Origin of the sequence: Streptomyces sp., assembly GCF_036566765.1 — a bacterium.
Classification (GTDB): domain Bacteria; phylum Actinomycetota; class Actinomycetes; order Streptomycetales; family Streptomycetaceae; genus Streptomyces.
Genome location: NZ_DATCVQ010000750.1, coordinates 1 through 17,723 on the forward strand (window position 1 = coordinate 1; position 17,723 = coordinate 17,723).

A 17,723-nucleotide genomic window follows, 5' to 3' on the forward strand; every position below is an offset into this window, starting at 1 on the left:
TTCGGCTTCCGAACTGCTGGACCGGGCGGCGGATCTGATGGTGGAGTCGGCGACGCTGGTGCACGGCAACGAGCGACGCTGGCGCGTCTTCCGCGCCCGGGTTCGCGAGTTGCAGTCCCCGTAGGCGAGTCTCGGAGGGACTGGTGTCGACAGGGACACCGAAGGCAAGGGCGCCGACGACGGCGCTGGTCACGGCGATGGCGTACAGGCCCCATTGGTTCTGCGTCATCGTGGGCCTCCTTCTGCCCTCACATCGTCTCCCCGGCCGACGCGCCGGGATGGGGCCAGGCGGTCCCCTTCCGTAGGGCCGACCAGGCCCTGCCGGGGCCGAGGTGGCCGACGTGGATGCTGCGCGGGAGGCTGGAGGAGCAGGTGAGCGAGGAGGCGAGAGGCCATGCCTGTCGCGGACGTGATCGTCGTCGTGGTCGCCGTCGGCCTCATCGCCGTGCTGGGCTGGTACTTCTTCGGTCCGCGCAAGGCCGGCACAGTCCGCGTGGAGGGAGGCGTGCAGAAGGCCGACGTCACCGTGCGGGGCGGCTACAGCCCGAACCTGATCAAGGTCCGTCAGGGCACACCGGTCGAGCTTGTCTTCGACCGGCAGGAGGCCGGCGAATGCACCTCCCGCGTCGTCTTCCCCGATCTCAAGGTGGGGGCCGGCCTGCCCGCTCATACCCGCACGATCGTGCGGCTGAGCCCTGACCGGCCCGGTACGTACGGGTTCGCCTGCGGCATGAACATGATCCACGGGACCCTCGTCGTCGAACCCGCCGACGGAAGAGCACCGGAACCGGGCGCGGTGTCAGGCGGAGAAGCGGCGCCGCGCGTGGGGGAGACGTCGGCCCAGGATGCAGAGGCAGCCGACATCGCCGAGCGACAGGCGGAGATCAAGGACCTGACCCGCCGTGTCGTCGTGGGCGCGGTGCTCACCGCGCCGGTGCTGTTCGCCGTGATGGCGCACGAGCTGTTCGGCGCCGACTGGGTGCCCGGCTGGATGCTGAACCACTGGTTCCAGCTCGCACTGATCACGCCGGTGATGCTCTACACCGGCCGGCCCGTGCACGTCACCGGCTGGCTGGCCCTGCGCCACCGGTCGGCTGACATGAACTCCCTGATCACGCTGGGCACGAGCGCCGCCTACGGCTTCAGCCTGCTCGTCACCCTCGCGCCGGGGCTGCTCCCCGAGGACGTGCGCGAGGTGTACTTCGAGGCGGTCGGCGTCATTCTCACCCTGATCCTGCTCGGGCGGCTCCTGGAGGCCAGGGCCAAGGCCGGCACCGGTGAGGCCATCCGCGCGCTGATCGGCCTGCAGGCCCGCACCGCACGCGTCGTGCGCGACGGTACCGAGACCGAGATACCCGTCGACGAGGTGGTCGTCGGGGATGAGATCGTCATCCGTCCCGGGGAGAAGATCCCTGTCGACGCGGAGGTCCTGTCGGGCTCGTCCGCCGTCGACGAGTCGATGGTGACGGGCGAGCCGATGCCGGTCACGAAGCACGCGGGCGACAGTGTCATCGGCGCCACCGTCAACGCCACCGGCTCCCTGCGGGTGCGCGCGGCCAAGGTCGGCGCGGACACCATGCTCGCCCAGATCATCCGGTTGGTGCAGCAGGCCCAGGCGTCCAAGGCGCCCATCCAGCGCCTCGCCGACGCGATCTCCGCCTACTTCGTCCCGGCGGTCATCGGCATCGCGATCGCGACGTTCGCTCTCTGGTACACGATCGGACCCGCACCGGCGCTCACCCTCGCCCTGGTCTCTGCTGTCGCCGTCCTCATCATTGCCTGCCCCTGCGCCCTTGGCCTGGCCACCCCGCTCTCGGTGATGGTCGGCACCGGCAAAGGCGCGCAGGCAGGCATCCTCATCCGCTCCGCCGAAGCGCTGGAGACCGCCCACGAACTCGACACCATCGTCCTCGACAAGACCGGCACGGTCACCGTCGGCAAGCCCGTCCTCACCGACACACGCCCCGCCGCAGGAGTCGACGAGGCTGAACTGCTGCGACTCGTCGCCGCCGCCGAGACCGACAGCGAGCATCCCCTCGCCCAGGCCATCGTCTCCGGCGCTCGCGACCGCGGCGTTCAGCTGCCAGCCGCGACCGGGTTCGACTCCGTCACCGGCAAGGGCGTCCGCGCCATGGCCGACGGTCACACCATCTTGGTCGGGACCACCCGCCTCCTCCATGCCACCGGGGTCGACACCTCCCCTCTCGACGCCGTCGCCGCGAACCTCGCGGCCGAGGGCAAGACACCCGTCCTCGCAGCGGTCGACGGCCGCCCCGCCGGGGTGCTCGCCGTCGCCGACACTGTCAAGGACGACTCCGCCCAAGCCATAGCGGCCCTGCGACACCTGGACACCGAGGTCGTCATGCTCACCGGCGACAACGCCCGCACCGCCGCCGCCATCGCCGCTCACGTCGGCATCCCCCGGGTCCTGGCCGAGGTGCTGCCCGAGCACAAGACCGACGAGATCCGCCGCCTCCAAGCCGAGGGCCGGACCGTCGCCATGGTCGGCGACGGCATCAACGACGCCCCCGCCCTCGCTCAATCCGACGTCGGTCTCGCCATCGGCACCGGCACCGACGTCGCCATCGAATCCGCCGACATCACCCTCATCTCCGGCTCCCTCGCCGGAGTCGTCACCGCCATCCGCCTCTCGAAGGCGACCATGCGCAACATCAAGCAGAACCTTTTCTTCGCCCTCGTCTACAACGCCGTCGGTATCCCTCTCGCGGCCGGCGCCCTCTATCCCCTGTGGGGCATCCGCCTCAGCCCGATCGTCGCCGCGGCCGCCATGGCCCTGTCCTCCCTGTCCGTCGTCACCAACGCCTCACGCCTGCGCCGCTGGCGCCCCGCGCCACTGCCCGAAGCGGGCGGCACACCGACGCAACCCGAAGTCGAGACCACCACCGACACCTCGCGGCGAAAGGACGGCCCGGACGGAAGCGAACTGGCCGTCGACCCGGTGTGCGGCATGGAGGTCGACCCCGCGACCGCACCCGAACACCGAGACAGCCCAGCGGGGCCACTGCACTTCTGCTCCCCCCACTGCGCCACCGCCTACGATGCCGCTCCCGACCGCTACACGCCTTCCATAGGACACCGGCATCCGTAGAAGACGGGGCGGGAGGGCGATTACTCACATCAAGGGGACGACGGCGACCGGCGCGGGGCTGTGGTGGATGACCGCGTGGGCGACATGGCCGAGATGCGTGCCGAGGGGGACCTTGCGGCTCCGTCGTCCCACGATGACAAGCTGCGCGGTCTGTGACGCCTCGACCAGCTGGTACGCAGGCGGGCCCACCATCGAAACGGCCGCCACGTCAACGCCCGCGTACCGCTTCTGCCACGGTTCCAGCAGGTCGTCCAGACCTCCGAGGAGGTGGCCGCCCAGCTCCTCGCCGATCCCCGGGTCCATGATGGCCGCGTAGCCGTACGAGGCGGGAAGCGTCCAGCTGTGCAGGAACCGCAGCGGCGTGCCCCTGCGAGCGGCTTCATTGAACGAGAACGCGAGCAGGGCTTCGCACGGGTGGTAGATGTCGACGCCCACCACGATTCCGCCTTCGGGAGCCACCGGGGCGGCCTCCGCGCGCACGAGCACGACCGGCCGGCGCGCCGAGCCGACGACGGCCAGGGAGACCGAGCCGACGATGAAGCCCCGGACTCCACCGAGCCCACGCGATCCGAGCACCGTCAGATCTGCCTCGTTCGCGGCCGCCGTCAGTTCGTCGGCCGCCCGACCACGCGCACGCTCCGTGAGCACCTCGAGGCCGGGATGGTCCTTCCGCAGACGGTCCGCCTCGTCCCGCAAGAGACTCTCAGCCCGCTCGGCCAAGGTGCGGGCGTACGGCAGGGGTACCTCAGGGGTGTTCGGCCACTCCTCCACATGCACCAGCAGGAGGGGCACTTCGCGCAACACCGCTGCCTTCGCCGCCCAACCCACGGCGGCGAGGCTTTCCACCGAGCCGTCCAGACCGACGGTGACCTGGGCCGTCATGGCGTGCCTCCTTAGTCGTGTCCGCTCCGCGTTCCGTGCGTGGTCCGGATCGGACAGGACATCCCGAACTTCAGGCTGGTGGTCCCGTGCCTCCTGGCAGCAGGGCCGAGCAGGTCTCGATCGGGGCCGAACGGCCCATCCCCGGGAGGCCCGCCACGGTGTCAGCGTGGGAGGTGTCGCCCCTCGGGACGTGCTCCCGAGCGCCGGGCGTACCCCGGAGGAGGAACCATGACCAGCGAGATCCCCGCTCGACCGGAGCTGGGCAACGTCGTCGTGGGAGTCGACGGGTCCCCCTCCGGGCGCACGGCCGTGCTCTGGGCCGCCACCGAGGCGGAACGACGCGGGCGGACCCTGCACCTCGTCCACGCCGCCGACACCGACCGCCGGGCCCTCTTCGCCAATGCCGACACGATCCAGGCGGTACGCGAAGCGGGCCGCGACCTGCTGGCCGAGACCGCGAGCACGGTCCAGGAGCGCTTTCCGGACCTGGCCGTCACGAAGGAACTGAGCCGCCAGGAGCCGGTCGCCGGTCTCCGGGCGGCCGCCGGCCACCGCGGAACGATCGTGGTGGGCAACCGGGGCCTCGGCGGCTTCTCCGCGCTCATGCTCGGCTCCGTGGGTATGGGCGTGGCAGCCCGCGCCGAGGTGCCGGTGATCGTCGTCCGTGGTGACAGCGACCGCCCCGAGTCGGGCTCGGTGACGGCAGCCGTGCACGGTGCCTCGGATATCGGCTGGCTGCTCGCCGCGGCTGCCGAGGCGAACGCCCGCAAAGCGGTGTTGCGACTGGTGAGCGTCTGGAACGTGCTCACCCACGTCGGCAGCGTCGCGACCATGCTGGACGACCTCGACGAGATCGCGCGGCAGCGCGTGCACGAGATCAAGGCGCTCGCCGACCGCGTACATGACTTCTATCCCGGGCTCAACGTCAGCCATCACGTGGAGACGGGCACGAGCACGCCCGGGATCCTGGTGGAGGCCACCGCCCACACCGATCTGCTCGTGATGGGCAGAGAACACCGAGTTCTGGGCGCAGGCCCGTCCCTGGGCCGCGTCGCCCACGTCCTGCTCCACCACGCCCATTGCCCGGTGGAGATCGTCCCACCCGCTTTCGCCACACGAGTCGAGGAGACGTGAACGAGATCCTGCTCGGAATCGACCCCCGGGAGCAGTCGATCCCCGCCCTCGTCTGGGCCGCCGACGAGGCCGAACGAAGAGGACTGGCGCTTCGCCTGGTCGTCGCCGTACCACCCGCCCACGACAGGCTTCGGTACGACGCGCTTGGCCACCAGAGCGCCCTGCGACTCCGCGCGGAGTCGGCGATCGCCAATGCGGAGGACCTCGTACGGGAACTCCACGGCGGTCTGCGGATCGCGACGGAACGCGTGAACGGCGTGCCGGCGACCGTGCTCCGCGACCTGGCGGCGCACGCCGCACTCGTCGTAGTCGGTTCGCGCCGTCTCGGCAGGGCGGCCGAAGTGTTCAGCGAGAGCTCCGTGGTTGTCCCGCTCACCGCGCACGCCGCCTGCCCCGTCGTCGTGGTCCGCGAACCCGAACACAGCGCCGTGCACCCACCGACCCTCGTCGTCGGCGTGGACGGAAGCGCGTCCTCACAGGCCGCCGTCGCCTTCGCCGTCGAGGAGGCGAGCCTGCGCGAGGCACGACTGCGCGCCGTCTGGGTATGGGCCCCTCCCGTCCTCGCCCACGACGATGTGGACGAGGGTCTGGCCGAGCACCGTCGGCTGCTGGCCGAGTCGGTTGCGGGGTGGGCGCAGAGGTATCCGGACGTCGCCATCTCCCGAGAGGTCCTTCGAGGACACCCGGTCGAGCAACTCGCCCTGGCGTCCCAGGAGTCCCTCGCCCTGATCGTCGGCCGCAGAGGCCGCGGCGGCTACTCCGGCATGCGGCTGGGTTCGACGGTCCACGGCCTGCTGCACCGCGCCATGTGTCCCGTGATCACCGTCCCCCTCCCACTGCGCGAGGAGCGCGCCGGCGACCTGGAATGGGCCGAACGGTCCCGTTCCAGGACGACCGACCGGCCCCGGCCCGCTGACCCGCTCGGCACGGGGGCGCGACGACCTTCACGCGGGACGGTGGGGCGAGAGGACGACCCCGGTCCGTCCGCCGGTTCCCCGGAGAGGTGAGCACCATGCAGCGCATCCGGATCAGCCCCCGGCCCCGACAGCTCCGCAGGCCGAGCTCCCTTGATCTGCGCACCCCGTCAGGCCGACCGCTCCCGTACTGAGGACGCCCGAGAGCCACGGAGGATGTCATGGAGCCCACGCGACGCGCCGTGCCGTTCAATGAGCTGGGCCGCTCGGACGTCGGCCAGGTGGGAGGCAAGAACACCCCACTGGGAGAGATGACCAACCGGCTTGGCGCCGCGGGCATACGCGTACCGCCGGGCTTCGCCACCACCGCCGAGGCGTACGAGGAACTTCTCGCTGTCCGCGGACTGGGTGACGCCGTCGAGGAGCAGCTCGGGCACCTCCACCAAGGGGCCCCGCTTGACGAGGTCGGGGCGGCCATCCGCTCGCTCTTCCTCGCGCAGCAGCTGCCCGCGCCCCTGCGGGACGCCCTCCTTCCCGCGTACAAGCGGCTGGCCGAGGAGAGTGGCCGTGAGACACCCGAGGTGGCCGTACGCAGCAGCGCGACGGCCGAGGACCTGCCCGAGGCGAGCTTTGCAGGACAGCAGGAGACCTATCTGAACGTACGTGGACCCGAGGCGCTCCTGGACGCCTGCCGGCGCTGCTACGCGTCCCTGTTCACCGACCGGGCGATCGCCTACCGCGAGCGAATGGGCTTCGACCACCTCGCCGTAGCCCTCTCTGTCGGCGTCCAGCTCATGGTCCGCTCCGACCTCGCCGGCGCCGGGGTCGCCTTCACCCTCGACCCGGAGAGCGGCTTCCCCGAGGTGATCGTGGTGAGTGCCGCCTGGGGCCTGGGCGAGACCGTCGTCAGCGGCCAGGTCGACCCCGACGAGTACACCGTGTTCAAGCCCAGCATGAAGGACCCCTCCCTCAATCCCGTGATCGATGTGCGGATCGGCACCAGCAGATGAAGACCGTGTACGCGGACACCGGGCTGACACGCACGGTCGACACCCCCGACACCGAGCGGAACCAACGGGTACTCGCCGACGCGGAGATCCGCGAGCTCGCCGCGTGGGCGGCCGCTGTCGAGGAACACTACGGCTGCCCGATGGACCTCGAATGGGCCAAGGACGGCGTCACCGGCGAACTCTGGATCGTCCAAGCGCGCCCTGAGACCGTGCAGTCGCGCAGGCGGTCAACGACCCTCCGTCGCTGCCGGCTGACCGTCGTCCCCGGTGAAGCCCTCGTTGAGGGCATCGCGGTCGGCGAGGCGATCGGCCAGGGCCCCGTCGTCGCCCTCGACGCCCCTGTCGACCTCGACCGCTTTCCGAAGGGAGGGGTTCTCGTCACCCGAGTCACCGACCCCGACTGGGAACCGGTCATGAAGAGGGCGTCGGCGATCGTCACCGACCACGGCGGACGCACCTCGCACGCCGCCATCGTCAGCCGCGAACTCGGCGTCCCCGCCGTCGTCGGCACCGGCAACGGCACCCAGGTTCTCCAGGAGGGCAGGCAGGTGACCGTCTCGTGCGCCGAGGGCGAGCGCGGACGGGTTCACGAGGGCCTGCTGGCGTACGAGGAGATCCTGACCGACCTCGCGGAGCTGCCCGCCACGCGCACCCGGGTGATGCTCAACCTGGCCGACCCGTCGGCTGCGTTCCGCTGGTGGAGGCTCCCCGCTGATGGAGTGGGCCTCGCGCGTCCGGAGTTCATCGTCGCCCACCAGGTGAAGGTCCACCCGATGGCCCTGCTACACCCGGAGCGGCTCGATCCACATGACCGTCACGTGATCGACCGGCTCACCGAGGGGACCGCGGACAGTACTTCGTCGATCGCCTGGCCGACGGGATCGCCCGGATCGCCGTTTCCCGCTGGCCAACGGGATCGCCCGGATCGCCGCTTCCCGCTGGCCGACCCCCGTCGTCGTGCGGACCAGCGACTTCACGACCAACGAGTACGCCAAGCTTCTCGGCCGCCGGCCGTTCGAACCTGATGAGGCCAACCCCATGATCGGCTGGCGCGGTGCGAGCCGCTATTACAGCGACGGCTACCGCGAGGGATTCGCCCTCGAATGCCGTGCGCTGCGTCGGGTCCGTGAGGGGACGGGACTGACGAACGTGGTCGTCATGATCCCCTTCTGCCGGACCCTCGGAGAGGCGGACCAGGTGCTCGCGGTGATGGCGCAGGAGGGACTCGTACAGGGTGAGAACGGCTTGCGCGTCTACGTCATGGCGGAGATACCGGCCAACATCATCCTCGCCCAGGACTTCGCGGAACGCTTCGACGGGTTCTCGATCGGCAGCAACGACCTGACCCAGCTCACCCTCGGCGTCGACCGCGACTCCGGGGCCCTCGCCCACGCTTCGACGAGCGAGCCCCCGCCGTCGTCCGCAGTATCCAGACCCTCGCCGCCCGCGCCCACGCGGCCGGCCGCGTGGGCGGACTGTGCGGGCAGCGGCCCAGCGACGATCCGGCGTTCACCGCGATCCTGGTCGACGCGGGCCTCGACTCCATCTCCGTGGCGCCGGACAGCTTCGCAGCCGTCAAACGGCACGTGGCTCGCGCGGAGGCGACGCTTGAGAGCGGCGCCGGACGAAGGGAGGAGTGACCATGCCCAGGAAGACACGGCACCGAGACGCCCGGGACACGGGGCCGACGGCCAACCTCGGTCGACAGGCGGCCACAGACACGCGGCGCGGTCGGCCCAGGAAGCACCAGCCGCCCGCAGCGGGAGTGAACCGGCTGCGCCCGGTACACACCATCAGGGTGTCGACGCTCTTCCTCTGAACCAACGGCGAATCGGCCGGATCGCGAGTAGGGGGGCCTGAAAGGAGGCCGCGGCCATGACGACCGCAAGGGAAATCATGCACACCGGTGCGAGCTGCGTGCAGGAGAACGAGACCCTGATGGACGCCGCGCGGCGCATGAGCGAACTGGATGTCGGCGCGCTGCCCATCTGCGGGCCGGACAACCGGCTGCACGGCATCATCACCGACCGTGACATCGTGGTGAAGTGCCTCGCCAAGGGCAAGGACCCTCAACAGATGACGGCCGGGCACCTCGCTCAGGGCAAGCCGGTCACCGTGGACGTGGACGCCGACAGCGAGCAGGTGCTCCGCACGATGCAGGACCACCGCATCCGCCGCGTGCCCGTGATCGACGACCACCGCCTGGTCGGCATGATCAGCGAGGCGGACCTGGCCCGGCACCTGCCGGAGGAACGGGTGGGCCACTTCGTCGAAGAGATCTGCCGCTGACAGCACCGGAGCCGTGGCGCCATGGGCCGGTCGGCCCCGGTGCGGGCCGTTCGGCCCCGTCGGACAGCCCCCTTGGATGCTGCGCCACGTGACCTCGCGGGCGGACGATTGGGTTACGGAGTCGGACCGGCCCCGTAACCCGGTCCACCGCCCTGTCCGTACCGACTCGGGTCCACGGCGACCGTGCTGGGCCCCGGAACGAGGAGCAGAACAATGGCCGGAGGCAAGGTGGAACGCAGGCACAGCCTCTTCCCCGACTTCAACGACTTGTTCAACCGGGAGTTTCCGGGGCTGCCCGGGTGGCGACCCGCGACGGCCGCTCACTCCATTCCCGTGGAGGTGACCAGCGGAGACGGCGTGTACGTACTGCGGGCCGAACTGCCCGGGATGGACCCCGAAGACTTCACCATCACCGTCGACGACAACTTGATCACGGTGAGCGCGGAGCACAGCGAGAGCGAGGAGGACAAAGAGCACTCGGAGTTCCGCTACGGATCGTTCCGCCGGACCGTGCGGCTCCCGGCCACGATCCCGGCCGACGACGTCGAGGCGTCGTACGCGGACGGCATCCTCACCATCCGCATTCCGATGCCCGAGGAGGGCACCGGCGCCGCACGCACCATCCCGGTGAAGCGAGGCGGCACGCCGCCCGAAGGAGCCACGTCGTGAATCCCAAGCGAGTCCTGGTCGCCTATGGCAGCAAGGCCGGCGCGACCGCCGGGATCGCCGAAGAGATCGGCAAGACGCTCCGGGACGACGGTTTCGACGCCGTCGTCCTTCCGGCCGACACCGTCACCGACGTGAGCGGCTACGACGGCGTCGTCCTCGGCGGAGCCCTCTACGCCGGGCACTGGACCAGCAAGGCACGCCGGTGCGCCCGGCGCAACGCCGAACAGCTCAGACATCGGCCGCTGTGGCTCTTCAGCAGCGGCCCCGTCGACAGCTCTGCGGACGAGCACGACATCCCGCCCGTACGAGGTGTCGCCCGGCGGATGAAGAAGCTCGGTGCTCGTGAGCACATGACCTTCGGCGGCGCCGTTACGGCCGAGACGTCGGACCCTGTCGCCCGGCACATGGTGAGCCGCGGCAAGGGCGGCGACTTCCGCAATCCGGAACGGATCCGGGCGTGGGCCCACCACATCGGAACGGAACTCGGCAGCACCCGCTGAGCGGTGTCGCCGATCCTTCAGCCAGCCACCCCCGACGGGAGGTGCGGCATGTCTCACCGGGAGTCTTCGAGCAGCGGGTCCGTCCCGCCGGCGAAAGGATCCCGCGGGCGTGCCGCCTTTGTCCTCGTCCTGATCATCGCCCTGGTCTGCGGCGCCGTGGCCGGCGGAATTCTGTGGAACGCCGGAGCCAGGACCGATCGCGAACTCGCCGCCCACCGTCATCAGGTGAAGGCGACCACCACAGGGCCGGCCAAGGACCCGCCCGTCGCATCCCGGTACGGCACGAAGCCGCAGGCCCTCGCACCGGCGGTATGGGAACAGCCGGAGCACGTCCGCCGCTCCGGGACCGTCCATGTCCCGCCACGGACGCCCCCGGGCCGCATCGTGACGATCTGGGTGGACGACGCAGGGTCCCTCGCCCGGCCCCCGAGCAGCGCCGCGGACCGAGCATTCACCTCCCTCTCGGGCGGTATCGCGGCGGCAGGCGCCGTCGGGGTGACGGGGGCCGGCGTGGTCCTCCTCGTACGGCGGCGGAGCGAAGGTCACCGGCTCGCGGCCTGGGAACGGGAGTGGGAGCGGGTGGAACCCGTGTGGTCCGGCCGCCTGCACCGGGGCCGCGATGCCGGGGGCGACGATGACTGACCGCGCCGCCGGCGGAACCGCGGCGGAGCCGAGCACCACGCCTGCCTCGGCGCTGCCCTTCGACCCCAGTGAGCCCCTGCCCAGACTGCGCCGGGAACTGGCCACCGGACCGGACGGGCTGTCCGCTCGCGAGGCTGCCCGCCGGCTCGCCGTTCACGGGCCCAACGAGGTACGACGCAAGGCCCGCTCCTCTTTCGCGCGGGAGCTGGTCGGGCAGCTGGTCCACCCCCTTGCCCTGCTGCTTTGGGCCGCCGCCGCGCTGGCCTTCGTTGCGGATCTCGGGGTGCTCGGCTGGGCGATCCTGGCGGTCATCGCCGTCAACGCGGCCTTCGCCCTGCTTCAGGAACGGCAGGCCGAGCGGGCGGTGGAGACCCTCGCGCGCTATCTGCCCGAGCACGCCCTCGCCGTACGCGACGGCCGGCCGCTCACCGTGGAGGCTCGCGACCTGGTGCCGGGCGATGTGATCGTCCTGGAGGAGGGCGACAAGGTACCGGCCGACGCGCGCGTCACCGAGGGCGGAGTGGAAGTCGATCTGTCGATGCTCACGGGGGAGTCCGTCCCCGCCGAACGCGTGGCTGCCGCCGGGCTCCTCGGCGCCCCGTTGTTGGAGGAGCCGAACCTCGTCTTCAGCGGAACGACCTGTGTCGAGGGACAGGCCCGGGCCATCGTGTTCGCCACCGGCAACCACACCGAACTCGGCCGGATCGCCGCCCTCAGCCAGCGGACCCGGCGCGAGGCGAGCCCGTTGGAACGACAGGTCAAGAAGGTCGCCTGGCTCATCGCGGGCGTCGCCACCGGCATGGGGGCCGTGTTCCTGGTCCTAGGGGTGGCCGTCGGACTGCCGGTGACCGACTCCCTCACGTTCGCCATCGGTCTCCTCGTCGCCAACGTCCCCGAGGGACTGCTTCCGACCATCACGCTGGCCCTCGCCGTCGGCGTCCGCGCGCTGGCCCGCGAGGGTGCCCTGGTGAAACGGCTCAGCGCCGTGGAGACGCTCGGTTCCACGAGCGTGGTCTGCACGGACAAGACCGGCACCTTGACCCGCAACCGCATGCGTCTGAGAGCCCTCTGGACCGCGGGGCACGGAGCGGATCCCGGCCCCTGGGCGGAGGAGCTGGTGCGGGCGAGCGCCCTGTGCACCACTGTCACCGGCGGGGATGACGGTGAGCTGCACGGGGATCCGACCGAGGCTGCCCTCGTCGCCGGGGCCGCCGACCATGGGGCATCGGTGGATCTCGCCCGGCGCGACGCGGGACGGCGCAGACTGTTCCGCTTCGATCCGCGGCTGAGGCTGATGTCCGTCGTGCAGGACGACGAGACGACGGGTCGCCTGCGGATCGTTGCCAAGGGGGCGCCTGAAGCGGTCCTGGACAGGGTCCTGCCTGGCTCCGCTACGGACGCCGCCCGCTCGGCAGCGGAAGAACTGGCCCAGGGCGGCATGCGAGTCCTCGCCGTAGCCGCACGCGACCTGCCGACGGGCGCAGAGCCGCCGTCACGCCGTCAGGATGCCGAGTCGGGACTGACGCTGCTCGGTCTGGTCGGCTTGTACGACCCGCCACGCCCCGAGGTGGCGGAGGCTGTCCGCCGCTGCCACGAGGCCGGGATCCGGGTACACATCGTGACGGGCGACAGCGGTGCCACCGCCGCGGCCGTCGCCCGGGAGGTCGGCATCGGAGTACCCCGTCTGCACGTGGTCGCGGCTTCGGAATCGCTGGGCGACGACGAGCTGGACCGGCTCCTCGTGGAAGGCGACGCCGAGATCGTCTTCGCCCGGTCCTCACCCGAGACGAAGCTCAAGGTCGCAGACACCCTCCGGGAGCACGGCCGGATCGTCGCCATGACGGGTGACGGCGTCAACGACGCCCCCGCGCTGCACCGCGCGCACATCGGGGTGGCCATGGGACGCTCGGGCACCGATGTGGCCCGCGAGGCAGCCACCATGGTGCTGACGGACGACGACTTCGCCACGATCGTGACCGCGGTCGAATCCGGCCGCCGCGTCTATGACAACGTACGCAAGTTCATCGTCTACATCTTCGCCCACGCGACCCCGGAGATCGTTCCCTTCCTCGTCTTCGCGCTCTCCGCCGGCGCGGTACCGCTTCCCCTCACCGTGCTGCAGATCCTCGCCATCGACCTCGGCACCGAGACCCTGCCCGCCCTCGCCCTGGGCCGGGAACGTTCCGAGCCAGGCATCATGCAGCGGCCGCCCCGGCCACGGCACCAGGGCGTGATCTCCCGCGACATGCTCGTCCGGAGCTGGGGCTACCTGGGCCTGGTGTCGGCGGCCCTCGTCATGGCGGGCTACTTCTACGTGCTGTGGCGCGCGGGCTGGCAGCCGGGCGATCCCACGGGCACGGGCAGCCCCTTGCACCACGCCTACGTGACGGCCACCACGGCCACCTTCGCCGGCATCGTCACCTGCCAGGTCGGCACAGCCTTCGCGGCCCGCACCGACCACGCGGCGCTGCGCGACATCGGGGTGTTCTCGAATCCGCTGCTGCTCGCCGGTATCGCCTTCGAGCTCGTGTTCACGGCCGCCCTCGTCTACGCGCCCCCGCTCCAGCACCTCTTCGGCACGGCCGCCCTTCCTGTGGACGTCGTCCTGCTCATCGCGACGTTCCCGGTCCTGGTGTGGGGCACGGACGAGCTGAGGCGCGCCAGGCGGCGCCGTCAGCGCCGGTCGGCGGCGCGCTCGGTCCCGGCCGTCGGCTGAACAACAACCAGAGCTGGCCCTACGGCCCGTCCGACGGCGGCTCGGACTACAACCTTTCATGGGATCAGGGCGGGAATCAGGCGGACCAGCGCAAGGCCGCCCGCAACGGCCTGGCTCTCCTGATGCTGTCGGCAGGCACGCCGATGATGACCGGCGGGGACGAGTACCTGCGCTCCGTCAACTGCAACAACAACCCCTACAACCTGGACTCCTCCGCCAACTGGCTGAGCACGTCGTGGACCGCCGACCAGAGCACTTTCCGCACCTACGCCCAGCGCCTGATCGCCTTCCGCAAGGCCCACGCGGCCCTACGCCCCGCCAGCTTCTACAGCGCCTCCGACGGCAACGGCAACGGCAACGGCATGGGCCAGCTCGACTGGTTCACCCCCGCGGGCGCCGCCCCGGACGGAAACTACTGGCGCAACCCGGGTAATCACGCCCCTGCCTGGCGCTACGACGGCACCGAACTGGGTGACTCGAACAGCGCCGTCTACGTCGGCTACAACGGCTGGTCAGGCGACGTCGACTTCACCGTCCCCTCCCCCGGCGCGGGCAATAACTGGTACCGCGTCATCGACACGTCCACCTGGGCCGAAGGCACGAACCAGGTCGCCCAGCCCGGCAGCGAGTCCCTGATCGGCGGCGCCGGCACCGTCTACCGCAGCCGTACGTACGCCCACCACATCACGCACTCGCCTGGCCGCGCCCCCACCGGCCCCCACCGCGGTCTCGCCTTCGGACACGCGTCGTGCGGCGCGACCAGAGGGCACTCCGGGTCACTCCACACCGGTACCTGCCTCGCGGCTCCAGGCGCGATATGCCGCCAAGGCCGTGGGAAGGGTCGGGTAGATCCGGTCGGCACCCACCGAGGCCGTCAGTCCGTAGGCATCCAGATTCTCGCGGAGTTCCTGCTTGACCCTGGCCAGCGCGAAGACGACGCCCCGGTGCTCGAGTTCCAGGCGGAGCGCGTCCACGGCGTCGAGTGCGGTGATGTCCACCTCGACGTTCGCCTCCATGTTGAGGACCAACCACCGGACCCGGGGGCTCTGCTCGTCCACCGCGGCCAGGGCACGACTGCGGAAGTTCTCGGCGTTGGCGAAGAACAGCGGCGAGTCGTACCGGTAGACCACCAGCCCCGGAACGGTGCGCGCCGTCGGGTAGTCGTCCACGTCGTGCATGCCGGCAAGCCCGGGGACCAGCCCTTCCACGGCGTCGTGCGGTCGGGCGACACGGGCGAACAGGTCGACGACCGACAGGGCCACCGCGACGAGTACGCCGTAGAGGATGCCAAGGCCGAGGACGCCCAGCAGACACCCGACGGCGAGCAGCAGCTCGCGGCGGCGGAAGGCGGCGAGCCGCCGGAACTCGCCGATCTCGATCAGGCGGACGGCTGCGTAGACGACGATCGCGCCGAGGACGGCGCTCGGGGTGTGGGCCAGGAGGGGGCCCAGGAAGAGCAGTACCGTCAGGACGGCCAGCGCGCCGACCAGTGAGTACACCTGGCTTCGGGCCTTCGCGGATTCGGCGAGGGCGGTGCGGCTGGCACTGCTGCTGACCGGGAATCCGCGGAGGATGCCCGCTCCCAGGTTCGCCGCGCCCAGGGCCAGCAGTTCACGATTGGCGTCCAGCGGATGGGGATCGCTGCGCCTCGCGAAGGCACGGGCGGTCAGAATGACGTCCGAGTAGCCGACGAGGAGGACGCCCAGCGCCGGGACCACCAGCTGCGGCAGGTCCCCGAGAGACGGGAGCTCGGGCGCCGGCAGCCCGGAGGGTACAGCTCCGATCACGGCGATCCCGTACCGGTCGTCCAGCCCGAATGCCGCCACCACCCCCGTGGCGAGGACCAGGGCGAGCAGCGGACGCGGAACCGCCGGCCAGTGCGCGGGCGCCGCGAAGAGCACGACGAGCAGGGCAGCGGCCAGGCCCACGGTCGGCCAGTCCGCCTGCCCCAGGTGCCGGACGAAGGAGTACAGCTTCGGGAAGAAGTCCGAACCTGTCGTCTCCACCCCGGTGAGCCGGGGCAGTTGGTCGACGATCATGATGAGTGCGACACCGGCCAGGTAGCCGACGAGGACCGGCCGCGAGAGCAGGTCCGCGAGGAACCCGAGGCGCGCCGCCCATGCCACCAGGCACAGCAGACCGACCACCACGGCAAGGGCTGCCGCCAGGGCCGCGTACCGGCCCGGATCACCAGCCGCGAGCGGTCCGACGGCGACGGCGGTCATCAGTGCAGTGGTCGACTCGGGCCCGACCGACAGCAGCCGCGAGGAACCCATGAGCGCGTAGACGACCATGGCCGGCAGGACCGCCCACAGCCCCGCGACCGGCGGCAGCCCGGCCACGCCCGCGTACGCCATGACCTGCGGCACCAGATAGGCGGCGACCGTGACCCCGGCCAACGCGTCCTGTCCGAGCCACGACCGGCGGTATCCCCGCAGGCCGGCAGGGAGCAGGGACGGCCTTCCACGCGCGGGCGCCGCACCCCTTGCCGGCGGCTCGTCAGGCGACCGCCGACCGCGCCGGCCGAGCCCGCCGCGCATCATGCTCTCCGGAGAGTGGCCGCGTGATCGGGTACGGCGGTCTGCAGCGTCTTCGGCGGACGCTCGTATCCCGTCGGCGCCGGCCGGGGCGGCAGGGCGAGCGACGGCAGGGCCACGTCCTCGTACGGGACCGAGGACAGCAGGTGGGCGATCATGTTGATTCTCGCACTGCGTTTGTCGTTGCTCTCGACCACGTACCAGGGGGAGTCCGCGGTGTCCGTGTGGACGAACATCTCGTCCTTGGCCCGCGAGTACGCCTCCCATCGCGTGACGGACTCCAGGTCCATCGGCGAGATCTTCCACCGCCGCAGCGGGTCCTCCGTACGGCGCCGGAAGCGCTCCTCCTGTACGGCATCGCTGACGGAGAACCAGTACTTGCGGAGCAGGATTCCGTCTTCCACCAGCATCCGCTCGAAGACGGGGCACTGGCGCAGGAAGAGCTGGTATTCCGCGGGTGTGCAGAAGCCCATGACGTGTTCCACTCCGGCGCGGTTGTACCAGCTTCGGTCGAAGAGCACGATCTCGCCGGCGGCCGGCAGGTGCTCCACGTAGCGCTGGAAGTACCACTGGGTGCGCTCCCGCTCCGTCGGCTTCGGAAGGGCCGCGATGCGTGCCACGCGGGGGTTGAGGTGTTCGGCGACCCGTTTGATCGTTCCGCCCTTGCCCGCCGCGTCGCGGCCCTCGAACACGACGACGAGCCGGCAGCCCTCCGCACGCACCCACTCCTGAAGCTGGACCAGATTCGTCTGGAGCCGCAGCAGTTCCTTCTCGTAGACCGCCTTGTTGAGGCCCATGGCTGTCTCCTCCCCGTCGTCGTCCGGCGCTTCGAACAAGTCAGTCACGGCAGGCATCCGCACGCAACGATGTCCTTCGGGCCTGGGCGTGTCGAGACGCCGGGGCACCGCTTTCGGACCGTGTCGCGCTCACCTCACGACGAGCCGCAGCTCGCGATCCACGCCGAGCACCCGCATGGACTTGACCAACAAGGGGACATCACTGAGCGGGAGCCGCGTTCCCGTCGCACGACAGCGGCGGTTCACGCGGAGGAAGAGCCCGATGCCCGAGCTGTCGCAGGAGGAGAAGCCCGGCCAGGTCCAGACGTGGGTGACCGGACCCGGCGAGTTCGTCAAGGCGGGGCTCCACTCGACCCGCTGTGTGGATGTCCGGATCTCTGGTCAGGGCGAGGCTGAGACCGCCGCCGTCGCACGCCACGGTCCGTCATGGAATCCTCCGCGCTGAGTGCGGCTCTGAGGTCGAGTCGCGCCGTTCACCGTGCGGGTTCAGTGCCGCGTCACCGACACGTCCACCTGGGCCGAAG

The 17,723-nt window shown here is 70.8% G+C and carries 14 protein-coding genes and 2 pseudogenes; 12 read left to right on the forward strand and 4 right to left on the reverse strand.

Annotated elements, in window-relative coordinates; genetic code table 11:
* The first annotated feature begins 394 nt into the window (after positions 1-394).
* Complete coding sequence (locus tag VIU94_RS43460; RefSeq protein ID WP_331921046.1) at positions 395-3,109, forward strand: heavy metal translocating P-type ATPase; 2,715 nt, start codon at positions 395-397, stop codon at positions 3,107-3,109.
* Positions 3,110-3,133: 24 nt separating this feature from the next.
* Here VIU94_RS43460 and VIU94_RS43465 read toward each other — a convergent pair whose 3' ends face one another.
* Positions 3,134-3,991 carry a universal stress protein gene (locus VIU94_RS43465; RefSeq protein ID WP_331921048.1) on the reverse strand — a complete coding sequence of 286 codons (858 nt, stop codon included), beginning with the start codon at positions 3,989-3,991 and terminating at the stop codon, positions 3,134-3,136.
* A 228-nt stretch (positions 3,992-4,219) separates the two neighbouring features.
* Between VIU94_RS43465 and VIU94_RS43470 the strand changes: the two genes are divergently transcribed.
* The 11 genes and pseudogenes from VIU94_RS43470 to VIU94_RS44860 form a co-directional block, all read left to right on the forward strand.
* On the forward strand, positions 4,220-5,125 hold the full coding sequence (locus VIU94_RS43470; RefSeq protein ID WP_331921050.1) for a universal stress protein: 906 nt from the start codon (positions 4,220-4,222) through the stop codon (positions 5,123-5,125).
* Entirely contained in the window at positions 5,122-6,132 is a 1,011-nt protein-coding gene (locus VIU94_RS43475) for a universal stress protein (protein WP_331921052.1), read from the forward strand. The genes VIU94_RS43470 and VIU94_RS43475 overlap by 4 nt, the downstream gene beginning before the upstream one ends.
* A 128-nt stretch (positions 6,133-6,260) precedes the next feature.
* Entirely contained in the window at positions 6,261-7,049 is a 789-nt protein-coding gene (locus VIU94_RS43480; protein ID WP_331921054.1) for a PEP/pyruvate-binding domain-containing protein, read from the forward strand.
* Positions 7,046-8,074: a PEP-utilizing enzyme gene (locus VIU94_RS43485; RefSeq protein WP_331921056.1), complete on the forward strand. Its 1,029-nt coding sequence runs from the start codon at positions 7,046-7,048 to the stop codon at positions 8,072-8,074. Before VIU94_RS43480 ends, VIU94_RS43485 begins: the two co-directional genes overlap by 4 nt.
* Positions 8,007-8,689: pseudogene (locus VIU94_RS43490) on the forward strand (putative PEP-binding protein). Before VIU94_RS43485 ends, VIU94_RS43490 begins: the two are co-directional and overlap by 68 nt.
* A 235-nt stretch (positions 8,690-8,924) precedes the next feature.
* Positions 8,925-9,338: a CBS domain-containing protein gene (locus tag VIU94_RS43495; protein WP_331921058.1), complete on the forward strand. Its 414-nt coding sequence runs from the start codon at positions 8,925-8,927 to the stop codon at positions 9,336-9,338.
* A 213-nt stretch (positions 9,339-9,551) separates the two neighbouring features.
* Entirely contained in the window at positions 9,552-10,007 is a 456-nt protein-coding gene (locus tag VIU94_RS43500) for an Hsp20/alpha crystallin family protein (protein ID WP_331921060.1), read from the forward strand.
* Entirely contained in the window at positions 10,004-10,507 is a 504-nt protein-coding gene (locus VIU94_RS43505) for a flavodoxin domain-containing protein (RefSeq protein WP_331921062.1), read from the forward strand. The genes VIU94_RS43500 and VIU94_RS43505 overlap by 4 nt, the downstream gene beginning before the upstream one ends.
* A 48-nt stretch (positions 10,508-10,555) precedes the next feature.
* A complete protein-coding gene (locus VIU94_RS43510) occupies positions 10,556-11,149 on the forward strand; it encodes a LapA family protein (RefSeq protein ID WP_331921064.1) in 594 nt (197 codons plus the stop codon).
* Positions 11,142-13,865: a cation-translocating P-type ATPase gene (locus VIU94_RS43515; protein WP_331921066.1), complete on the forward strand. Its 2,724-nt coding sequence runs from the start codon at positions 11,142-11,144 to the stop codon at positions 13,863-13,865. Before VIU94_RS43510 ends, VIU94_RS43515 begins: the two co-directional genes overlap by 8 nt.
* 362 nt (positions 13,866-14,227) lie before the next feature.
* Positions 14,228-14,515: pseudogene (locus tag VIU94_RS44860) on the forward strand (hypothetical protein); the annotation flags it as partial.
* 126 nt (positions 14,516-14,641) lie between these two features.
* Here VIU94_RS44860 and sulP read toward each other — a convergent pair.
* The 3 genes from sulP to VIU94_RS43530 form a co-directional block, all read right to left on the reverse strand.
* Positions 14,642-16,405: a SulP family inorganic anion transporter gene (sulP, locus tag VIU94_RS43520; RefSeq protein ID WP_414721111.1), complete on the reverse strand. Its 1,764-nt coding sequence runs from the start codon at positions 16,403-16,405 to the stop codon at positions 14,642-14,644.
* A complete protein-coding gene (gene ppk2 / locus VIU94_RS43525) occupies positions 16,405-17,199 on the reverse strand; it encodes a polyphosphate kinase 2 (RefSeq protein ID WP_331921072.1) in 795 nt (264 codons plus the stop codon). The genes sulP and ppk2 overlap by 1 nt, the downstream gene beginning before the upstream one ends.
* A gap of 129 nt (positions 17,200-17,328) precedes the next feature.
* Positions 17,329-17,535 carry an STAS domain-containing protein gene (locus VIU94_RS43530; protein WP_331921068.1) on the reverse strand — a complete coding sequence of 69 codons (207 nt, stop codon included), beginning with the start codon at positions 17,533-17,535 and terminating at the stop codon, positions 17,329-17,331.
* Between the last annotated feature and the right edge of the window lie 188 nt (positions 17,536-17,723).